The sequence below is a fragment of the Streptomyces gelaticus genome (assembly GCF_014649535.1).
Lineage (GTDB): Bacteria > Actinomycetota > Actinomycetes > Streptomycetales > Streptomycetaceae > Streptomyces > Streptomyces gelaticus.
The window spans coordinates 3,646-12,709 of the sequence record NZ_BMTF01000052.1; the positions used below are offsets into that span (position 1 = coordinate 3,646).

The 9,064-nt window shown below is 66.0% G+C and carries 8 protein-coding genes and 2 pseudogenes; 3 read left to right on the forward strand and 7 right to left on the reverse strand.

The window, feature by feature from the left end:
• The 3 genes and pseudogenes from IE107_RS33895 to IE107_RS33905 form a co-directional block, all read right to left on the reverse strand.
• A partial coding sequence (locus tag IE107_RS33895; RefSeq protein WP_189548187.1) for a cytochrome P450 occupies positions 1-1,253 on the reverse strand: 1,253 nt, incomplete at its 3' end.
• A 45-nt stretch (positions 1,254-1,298) separates the two neighbouring features.
• On the reverse strand, positions 1,299-2,714 hold the full coding sequence (locus tag IE107_RS33900) for a hypothetical protein (protein WP_189548188.1): 1,416 nt from the start codon (positions 2,712-2,714) through the stop codon (positions 1,299-1,301).
• A gap of 257 nt (positions 2,715-2,971) precedes the next feature.
• A pseudogene (locus tag IE107_RS33905) lies at positions 2,972-3,375 on the reverse strand (transposase); the annotation flags it as partial.
• Between the two features lie 109 nt (positions 3,376-3,484).
• Here IE107_RS33905 and IE107_RS33910 point away from each other — a divergent pair.
• Positions 3,485-3,967 (forward strand): hypothetical protein, encoded by a 483-nt coding sequence (locus IE107_RS33910; protein WP_189548189.1) that lies wholly within the window; start codon positions 3,485-3,487, stop codon positions 3,965-3,967.
• Positions 3,968-3,976: 9 nt separating this feature from the next.
• Here the strand turns inward: IE107_RS33910 and IE107_RS33915 are convergent, their stop codons facing one another.
• From IE107_RS33915 to IE107_RS33930, 4 genes and pseudogenes are all read right to left on the reverse strand, one after another.
• Positions 3,977-4,747 (reverse strand): IS5 family transposase, encoded by a 771-nt coding sequence (locus tag IE107_RS33915; protein WP_229867470.1) that lies wholly within the window; start codon positions 4,745-4,747, stop codon positions 3,977-3,979.
• The gene (locus IE107_RS33920) at positions 4,666-6,492 is read right to left on the reverse strand and encodes a reverse transcriptase/maturase family protein (protein WP_189548190.1); all 1,827 of its coding nucleotides are present in this window, start codon (positions 6,490-6,492) and stop codon (positions 4,666-4,668) included. Before IE107_RS33920 ends, IE107_RS33915 begins: the two co-directional genes overlap by 82 nt.
• Positions 6,493-7,023: 531 nt before the next feature.
• Positions 7,024-7,220 (reverse strand): annotated as a pseudogene (locus IE107_RS33925) (transposase); the annotation flags it as partial.
• 308 nt (positions 7,221-7,528) lie between these two features.
• Complete coding sequence (locus tag IE107_RS33930; protein ID WP_189548191.1) at positions 7,529-7,951, reverse strand: hypothetical protein; 423 nt, start codon at positions 7,949-7,951, stop codon at positions 7,529-7,531.
• Between the two features lie 70 nt (positions 7,952-8,021).
• On the opposite strand from IE107_RS33930, the gene IE107_RS33935 reads away from it, so the two are divergent.
• Both IE107_RS33935 and IE107_RS35615 read left to right on the forward strand, forming a co-directional pair.
• Positions 8,022-8,645, forward strand: coding sequence for a TetR/AcrR family transcriptional regulator (locus IE107_RS33935; RefSeq protein ID WP_189548192.1), 624 nt, complete (start codon positions 8,022-8,024; stop codon positions 8,643-8,645).
• 234 nt (positions 8,646-8,879) lie between these two features.
• On the forward strand, positions 8,880-9,064 hold a 185-nt coding region (locus IE107_RS35615; RefSeq protein WP_229867471.1), incomplete at its 3' end, for a DUF2637 domain-containing protein.

Sequence of the window (9,064 nt, forward strand, 5' to 3'; positions counted from 1 at the left end):
CGGGCGCCACCGCCGAACGGGATACAGGCGTCGCGTGAGGGTGGTGTGCTGTGCTGGGGGTTCCAGCGGTCAGGGTCGAAGACGGTGGGGGAGGGGAAGAGGTCGGGCCGGTGGTGGAGGAGGTAGGGGCTCCAGACGACGTTCGTGCCGGCCGGGATGCGGTGGCCGCCAAGTTCGGCCTCGGCAGGAGTGGTGCGGGTGGCCATCCACAGTGGTGGGCGCAGGCGCAGGGCCTCGGTGATGACCCGGCCGGTCAGCTGCAGGCTGGGCAGGTCCTCGTAGGCGGCACTGGTGCGTCCGGCCAGGACGGTATCGACCTCGGTGTGCATTCGTTCCAGGACGGCGGGATGTTCTGCCAGCAGGTGCAGGGCCCATGCCATGGCGGTGGCAAGGGTTTCCACTCCGGCGAGGAAGAGTGTCACGGCCTGATCGATGAGCTCGGTGTCGGACAGGGCAGGTTCCTGCGTCTCTTGGGCTTCGGGGACGGGGGTGGTGCCGTTCAGGGTCGCCAGCATCGACATCAGGTCCCTCTCGCCGGTGCCGGCGGTCTGGGAGTCAATGACGGCTTGGCGGATACTGTGGCGCAGCCGTCGACGGGCTCTGTCGTAGCGGCGGTTGGCGGGCGACGGGATCCTGTCCAGCAGCGGCGGCATGAGCAGGCGGCGTGCTACGCCAGGCACGACGATGGCGAGGTCCTCGATGACGGTGCCGGTGGTCGCGGAGGTCAGTGAGGCCCCGAACATGGTCTCAGCAGCGATCCGGGTGGTGAGCCTCTGCATCTGTGTCAGGACATCGATCTCCTCACCGTCACGCCAGGAGCCGACGAGCGCATCGATGTGCTTGGTCATCACGTGGGCGTACCCAGGCTGCTGGGTGGGACGGAAGGCCGGCTGGACCAGGCGCCGCTGTCGGCGGTGGTCCTGGTGCGGACAGGTGAGGACACCGTCGCGCACCACCTCCCGGACCCTGTCGTAGAAAGCGCCGCCCTTGTCGAAGGCTCGGTCCTCCAGGAGCGCTCTGCGGGTCAGGCCGGCGTCGCAGACAACCACTGCCCGCCACGGGCCGATCCGCACCCACATCAGGTCGCCATCGGCAGGCAGGGACCGCAGGAACGCCAAAGGGTCGCGCAGCAGCCGCGGCAGGTGTCCGAGCAGGGGCCATGCCCCCGGCGCAGTCTTCATCGTGTACGTGCTCGGGGGCAGGTGCGCCTGCGGCCGGACGGGCTCTGCCATATCGTTGTCGGGGGTCGTCATGTGTGCTTCCTTTGCGGCGGTGGCTCGGTGGCCTTGGCGACCGGGTCAGACGAGGTAGGGATCCCACTGGCCGGTCGGGCGCTTGTAGCGGGCGGTCGGGTCGGCGGCCCACCACACCCTTTCGAGCTGGGTGAGGATGGTGAAGACGGCCATCCGGTCCACGCAAGCGGAGTCCCCGGCCGCCTTGCGCCCGTGCCCCCTGTCCAGGCGAGCCGTGCGCTCCTGCCAGCCGGCCGTCTCATAGCCGCCGCAGCCGGCGCATTCCGCGAAGTGCTCCAGGCACTCGTCGACAAGGCGGTCGTAGGCGGCCTTGTCGCGGCACGTCCCACGGACCGAGTAGTCGTCGGGGCGCGCGGCGCGCGGCGCAGGGTTCATGCGGTTGAGTACGGCGTCGGCGTAGGGGGCGCAGGCTGCGATGCCGCTCGGCGGAGCGAGTTGGTCCAGCAGGAGGGCAGTCTGATAGCGCGTCACATAGACGTTCCAGACCAGGATCCGGCCCGCGAACAGGATCGGCCACAGCATGTCGTGGTCGATCGCCCAGGCCCACAGGTCCACACAGAACCGCCGCACCGGAATCAGGCCCTCGGCCTGATTGTGGACGCTCAGCAGGGTGAAGAAGTTATGACTCTCGTGGGCGGCGTTGTCATGACGCCGGTCGCATGCGTCGTGCATGGTCATGCCCGCGAACCCGGCCGCCTCGACGAGCTGGTCACTGAACAGCCCGTCCGGCCGCTCCAGCGACGTCAGCAGGGCGAGGGCGCGGCCGGCGGAGTTCACGGTGCGGTACCGAATGCTGCGCCGTTTGTCCTCACCCACCGCGATCTGTGACGCCTTTGGGTGCAGCACGTCCAGATAAAGCGCCTGCAGACAGGCCATCCAGGCGTCCATGACGGCATGCTCCCGCGACCCGGGAGCATGGTCGCGGTGTACATGGTCGATGTAGGCGGCCATCTCACGACAGCTGTCCTCGGCGATATCAGACAGTTCCGCGGTGAAGTGGTGGTAGTCGAACCAGGCGCCGTAGACGCAAGCGGCCGCCGAGCCGTGGACGCACTGCGGGCACAGTCGGGTCTGGTCGACGACGCACCAGGCGAACCCGTAGAGCTGCTCCGCCACGCCGCGCCAGAAGTCCGTGGACGGCACCGGGAAGAACTCCTTGAACACGGTGAGAACCGGCTCGTGGGGGCTGCCCAGCGCCAGCCGCGCCGGCGCGTCTACGGCCAGCTCCAGGGCAGCGGCCGTGTGCCATGCCTGTGCAGGCAGGGTGTTCTCCGCCAGGACGAGGCCCCGGCTGGGCTTGTCGTAACGGCCGACGGGGCACCCCGGATCGTAGAGCCGACCAGCCAGATCCGGACTCCATCGGCGGCGCAACTCGAAGATCCGGTCCATGTCAGCCCGCAGCCGGCCAGCGAGATCACCACCGCCGTCGTAGAGGCGTTTTCCGAACAATGCGGTCTCCATGGCGGTACAACGCCCTTTCGCTCTCAACGCGACCCGGGTGGGACAACAAGAGGCCTCAGAGGAAACGTCACCACAAACAGCCCTGGTGAAGTGTCACCGTCTCCCCTGCCGTCACGGCATGCATCCACTGCCAAACCCCTCGTACGAGCGAGTGCCTATCAGCCACGGTCGCGATAGCCCGCTCCCGGGGGTGCCTCTATGCCGGGTCTGTCAAACGAGCGGCCCTGTCTCACTTTCGGTGGTGACGGAGCGTGCTGCTATCCGAGGAGGATGCGGTGGCGAAGGAGGGTGAAGCCTGCTCGTCCATGCATCTGGCGCGCGATGCGCTTGGTCTTGGTGTTGACGCCCTCGGGGGGCCGTTGCTGTACGGAAGTGTGAGCGCGGCGATCACGGCGTTGCGGTCTCGTTCCAGGCCCCGGGCGAAGGCGTGCAGATGGGGCAGATCGGCTGCGCGGACCTGGGTGATCCACCCCGAGAGCCCATCTGCATTTCCTGTGCGAGGCGTCAGGAGCTGGGCGAAGTCCCTGATGCAGGAGGCGAGTTGGGTCATTTCGGGGCAGGCGGCTGTGAGCCGGTCCAGGAGGGTCTGATGGCGCGGGGAGATGTGGCTGCGGTCGGCGTCTGCGCGACCTTGGTTGATGTACTTGTGCAGGAGGTTGAGAAGCCGTTGTCTTTCCGGTCATGGCCGTTGAGTTTCTACTGGTCAGGGGGGATTCTGCGTCGGTGTGGAAGCGTCGAGGCGTCCTGCTTCTTGATCGATGGGGTTGCTGATGGTGTCGGTGCTGGGTCTGCTGGAGGCGAAGGAGTCGGCCGCGCGGGAGGCGGTCAAGCGGGCGCGAGAGGGAGCCGTGAGGATCGCGGCCGTGCTCGAGGAGGCCGAGCGACTGGTCGAACGGCTGGTCGTCGCCCGGGAAGCGGTGGTGGAGGTGCTGGCCGAGCCAGCCGGCCGGGGCATGGATGTGGTGGAGGAGAATGCGGTGGCCGCCGCGGTGGCAGGATCGCCGGTCCCCTGCCAGAGCGGGCGGCTGGCCAGGACGGTCCTCGCGCCGGACTACCAGCGGATCATCTCGGTGCTGGAGACCGAGGCCGGGGCGGGCCGGGACAGAGTGCGGGCCAGGGAACTCGCGGTGGCCCTGGGGCTGGAAGCGGTGCCTGCGAAGATCGAGGGAGTGCGTTCGCGGGCGAAACGCCTGGCCGAGCGCGGGTGGATCACCGGGCATCAGTCCGGGGAGTTCAGCACCGTGACGCCGTGACGATGCGGTTCAGGCCGCCAGGGACACCGTCGTCGTGGCCGGGTGGGTGCGGCGGGCGAGGCGGCGGCTCATCAGCATGGTCATCGACCACAAGATCATGGACTTGCTGGTGGCGGGCAGCGTCTCGTAGCCGCGGGCCAGCCGGCGTGAGCGCATCAGCCGGCTCAGCGTCCTCTCGACCACCCACCGCCTCGGCAGCACCACGAAACGCGGCTCGTCACTGCGCTTGACGATCTCGAGAACGAGGTGGAGCTTCTCCCCGGCCCAGTCGACGAGCATGCCGGTGTAGCCGCCGTCCGCCCAGATCAGACGCAGCGAGCGGTGCGAGGCCCGGGCCCGTTCCAGGAGAGGTGCCGCCGCCTCGCGGTCGCCCACGTTCGCGGCGGTGACCGCGACCACCAGCAACAGGCCGAGACAGTCCGTGATCACGTGCCGTTTGCGGCCCGGCACCTTCTTCCCGCCGTCGTATCCCCTGGTCGCGGCCGGCACCGAGCTTGCGGCCCGCACCGACTGCGAGTCGATGATGCCGGCGGTCGGCGCGGCTGCCCGCCCCTCACTGATGCGGACTCTGCCCCGCAGCCGGTCATGGAACTCCAGGTCCAGGGCCTGACGGCGCCACCGGCGGAGTGAAGTAGGCCGCCGACGAGGTGCCCGTGGCCCGGGTCCTTTTCCGACGGCCCCTTCCCGAACGGTGCGGGCTAGTTTCCCAGCACACCGCTCTCCAGTGATCTTTTCCGGGTGGATGAGGTCGCTCGTCCCGCGTGGATGTCCTCGTGGCAAGGCCGGCAGACGACCAGGGTCTTGCGTCGTCTCATTGCCATCAACTTCACCCACGCGGGGCGCTCGGCTCGGCCCTGTTGCTTGAGATCGGCGAGTTTCCGGATGTGATGGACCTCAATCCGGCTCGTTGATCCGCACATCTCGCAGCAGTCCGCGAGGAGCCGTTTCACCAACTCGGTGGTGCTGATGTTGTTGGGTTTCAACGGCTCTCGGTCGGCCATTACCGCTGTGCGCTGCCGTTTGAGCGGGATGCCGCCGAAGCGGGCAACCAGTGCCTTCTTCTCACCTCCGCGCTCGACGATGACTTCAAAGCATTTTCGAGGGCCGTCCGGGGTGTCGATGGTCGCCTTGTACTTGCGGGCCATCTTTGTGACGGTCGATCTGTGCTTCGATGCCAGTGTCTTGAGCATGGACGTCTCCATCACCCATTGCAGGCGGTTCAGGCGGGCGACGTCCTGGGCGAGAAGGTAGTACTGCACGAGTCCCCGGTACTCGGCTTGGTATGTCGCCACGATTGAAAAATCGCTGTCGTGGAGAAGCACACCACGGAGTTTCGGTTTCCCGCCACCCATGTAGGAGGCACAACGCTGCCTGATTACCTCACGTGGCACGAAAAGCCCGATGGCACCGTTGACTGAGCGTCGTGGTCCCGTGAGCTTCGTGTCGCATCGCTGGGCTCTCACCTCATAGCCGAGGAAGCGCGCCGCCTGGCTGGTGGCGTGCGTGACCAGGGTCTTGGATTCGGAGAGTTCCAACCGGAGTTCATCCAGCAGGAATTCCGTGATCCGCGCCTTGATTTCCTCGGCTTCGTGCTTGGGCCCAGCGAAACCGAGCAGCCAGTCGTCGGCATACCTGACATACCGTAGGCGCCGAAAGCCTGGATCATAAGGGTCTTTGCTCGGCAGGCTCCGCATTTGGAGCCGGAGTTGCCGTACTGCGGCGCGATCTCCGCGCCGCTTCGCCCAGTACATCCGGCTGTCGAGCCGATGGTACTCGGGATGATGCCGCCGTTTTCTGCCGCGGTTGTATTCCGGCAGCAGCTTCTGCTCCATGAACTGATCGAGCCTGTCGAGATAGATGTTGGATAGGACGGGCGATGCCACACCGCCTTGGGGAGCCCCACTCAGCGTGGCGTTCCACCGCCAGTCTTCCAAGTATCCGGCCTTGAGCATGGCCCGGATCAGCCGCAGGAACCGGCCATCGTGGATCTTCTCCCCGAGGATCGTGAGCATGACCTCGTGGTCCAGGCTGCCGAAGCAGTCGGAGATGTCTCCCTCGATGAACCAGCGCGTTCCGGTCCAGTACTTCACCACGTCCTGCAACGCGGTGTGACAGCCCCTCTTGGGGCGGAACCCGTGAGAGCGATCGGAGAATTGGACGTCGTAGTACGCCTCCAATAACAGACGTACGACCTCGGCGACCAGTTTGTCCGACCACGTCGGCAGGCCGAGCGGGCGCTTCTTCTTCGCACCGCCTTTCTTGTCGATATAGACCCGCTTGACGGGCGTCCATCGATACGACTCCGACCGCAGTGTGCCGATGATCGTGTCAATCTTCACCCGTGACATGCCGTCCACGGTCTCCCCGGTGACCCCAGGCGTCATCGCACCGGAATTCCGGTAGATCCGCCCGTAGGCCATCAGAAAGAGCTGCGGGTTGAACAGTTGCCGGTAGATCCTTTCCAACGGCAGGCTTCTCCTGCCGCGTTCCCGGATGACGTCCAGCACCGTTTCGGCGCTCTGCATTGCGCATACCTCCCCTTACTGGACGTCGAGTTCACCTGTGCCCCTTCGCCCTCATTCCGGCTTTCCCGGACTTCACGGCCGGTCGTAACTCCGGCGACTACTATGGGCACTCCGTCGCCGTAGGGCTCGCGCCCCGTAGGCGATCCCGTGGTACGTCTTCGCTGTACGTATCGAGCACGACGTAGGCCGCCCACTCATCTCCTTGACCGCCCTCACTGGGCGACGCCCCTCTCCTTGGAGGTTGCCGTCCGAACCCGTTCTTCAGAGCCCGGCAAGGAAAGGGCACCGGCTTCAGGTATCGTTCCGGTGAGTTTCTATTTTTGCCGCTGGAGATTGGGCTTCAAGCAATCCAGCCTTGGCCATATCGAGCGGGTCTTGCGGAGCTCCGCCCTGGATACCTCCAGACGGCCACCGCTTTCCTGACATGCTATTGTCCCCTTCGGCTTTCGCCTCCAGGTAAGTCAGGCGACCCAGAAACATTCCTCCAAGTTCCTCCCGAGTGAGTCGGGGATACAACGAAGCGCCGCACGGCGCACAGAACGCGTAGACCCGGTCCCACGGCGGGAAGTCTGCGGGCACCGCACGCCACTTGATCCCGTTGTCGACGGCGTAGCGCACCGCGTCGAGTATCTGTCGGTGGCAGTAGCCTTCCGGCCTGCGCCCCGACCCTCCAGCCAGGCCGGCACCGGCAGCAACGGGCGGATCACCGACCACTCCGCGTCCGTCATGTCCGAGGCGTAGTGCCGCTTCCGACCAGGCTGGTCCGCCTCGTTCCCGTACACATGGGCGAGACAATCGCACGACACGTCGGACGACTTGAACGATACGGGCGCGAGCGCGTACAACTGCGGCAACAGGGTCTCCTGGGCAGATCGGCAGGCTTCAACACCCCCGAACTACCAAGAGGCCCTGTCCTCATGCACCGACCACCCCGAGATCACCCGATCCAGAAACCCGTTCGACCCGCATGTTCCAAGATCGGTTGAGATACGGCTTCTCGGTTTGAGCGAGACGGGGGGCGGGTCGGCTGTCTCGCTCAATCCGAGGCGTCGCGCTGAGTGCCCGAGGTCATCTGCTTAGGGGCAGCGGCGACCAGCAGTGCGGCGAACACGATGGGGGCGGCTGTCTGATACCCCATCCAGACTTCACCCCCGGCGCTGCTGCCCTGCCGCGCCATCAGGAGGCCGGTCAGGGCTGTCAGCCCCCAGCCGCTGTCGTAGGCAATCATGAGCTGCGTGTAGGTGCGCATCGACCGGCTGCGCGTGTATCTGATCTCGATGCCGCCGCCGATCAGCAGGGTCACGCCTGAGGCGACCATCAGCCAGGCCGGCGTGCCGAGTAACCGGCCGAGCGGGGCAGCGCCGGCGATGTAGACAGCGGCGAGCAGCACCTTGAAGGCGCCATCGGCGATGGCCCCCATCGTCTGGCGGGTCACCCGCGATGCCACGACCTGGGCCATGAGCGTCCTCCTTGGAGCTCGTCCTGAGCTGGTTCCGTAACGAGATTACGGTAATAATCAAGCTATGAGAATGACGAGAGCGGAGGCCAAGGAACGCAACCGCCGCGCCTTGCTGGACGCCGCGTTCCAGGTCGTTTCCCGTGACGGGTACCGGGCCAAGCTTGATGAGATCGCCGAACGCGCCGACCTGACCACCGGCGCCATCTACTCACTGTTCGGGAGCAAGAACGGCCTGGTGGTCGCCCTGGTAGCCGACTACCTGCGGCCGTACTACGAGGAGATCGAGCAGACGGTTCCCGCTGGACTTGATCTGCTGGAAGCGGTCGACGCGTTCGCCCGGTACTACTGGCGCAGTTGTGACGCCCCGGACGCGCTGTCTGGCCTGTCGCTCCAGATCACCTTGCTGGACATGGCCCTGCATGACCCAGAGCTGGGGGCCCAGCTCGCCGCGTCCATCCGGGCGCAGGAGAACCATCTGATCGCGCTGTTCACCGGAAGATCGCACAACGGAACCGTCGTGACGTCGCAACAGGCACAACGCCTGACCACCGCGCTCAGGGCACTGTTCGTCGGCCTCAGCCAGGGCGTCCCGCTCGGTCTTGCCCCTGGTGCCGACGAGCAGTACTTCGCAGACGTTGCCCGCGCTCTGGCGTCGGGGATGTCCCTCATCGATCACGATAGGGATGCTTCGTGATGGTCAGTCAGTATGAGGTGTCTTCGGGTTCACGGTCGTGAGTCAGGTCTGAGACGGCTTCCACCAAGCCGACAAGGGTCTCCAGATCTCATCTGCCGCTGTTACGAACTGCGTGGCGTGGTCACGGTTGGTGCACGGTATGCCGTATGACGTGCTGTGAGCGGGTGATGGGGCTGGTGTGCATGGGAGGGTGAAGATTCAGGTGAGTAGGTGGGTTAAGGAGATGTGGCTGACGTGGCCGAGGGGACGGGGCCGGGCCCGAAGCTGACCCGTACACACCGGGCGCTCGTCGGAGTGGTGATGGCCGGTGCGGTGCTGATCGCCGCGATCGGATTCGCGGGTTCGTACGCGGCGGTGCGTGAGCTCGCCCTCCAGAAGGGCTTCGGGGACTTCTCGCTGGTCTTCCCGATCGGCATCGA

Excerpts from the sequence above, each read along its gene's own strand:
- IE107_RS33930 (WP_189548191.1), bottom strand. The coding sequence starts at position 7,951 with ATGGCCCAGGTCGTGGCATCGCGGGTGACCCGCCAGACGATGGGGGCC.
- IE107_RS33920 (WP_189548190.1), bottom strand. The coding sequence starts at position 6,492 with ATGCAGAGCGCCGAAACGGTGCTGGACGTCATCCGGGAACGCGGCAGG.
- IE107_RS33935 (WP_189548192.1), top strand. The coding sequence starts at position 8,022 with ATGACGAGAGCGGAGGCCAAGGAACGCAACCGCCGCGCCTTGCTGGAC.
- IE107_RS33910 (WP_189548189.1), top strand. The coding sequence starts at position 3,485 with ATGGTGTCGGTGCTGGGTCTGCTGGAGGCGAAGGAGTCGGCCGCGCGG.
- IE107_RS33900 (WP_189548188.1), bottom strand. The coding sequence starts at position 2,714 with ATGGAGACCGCATTGTTCGGAAAACGCCTCTACGACGGCGGTGGTGAT.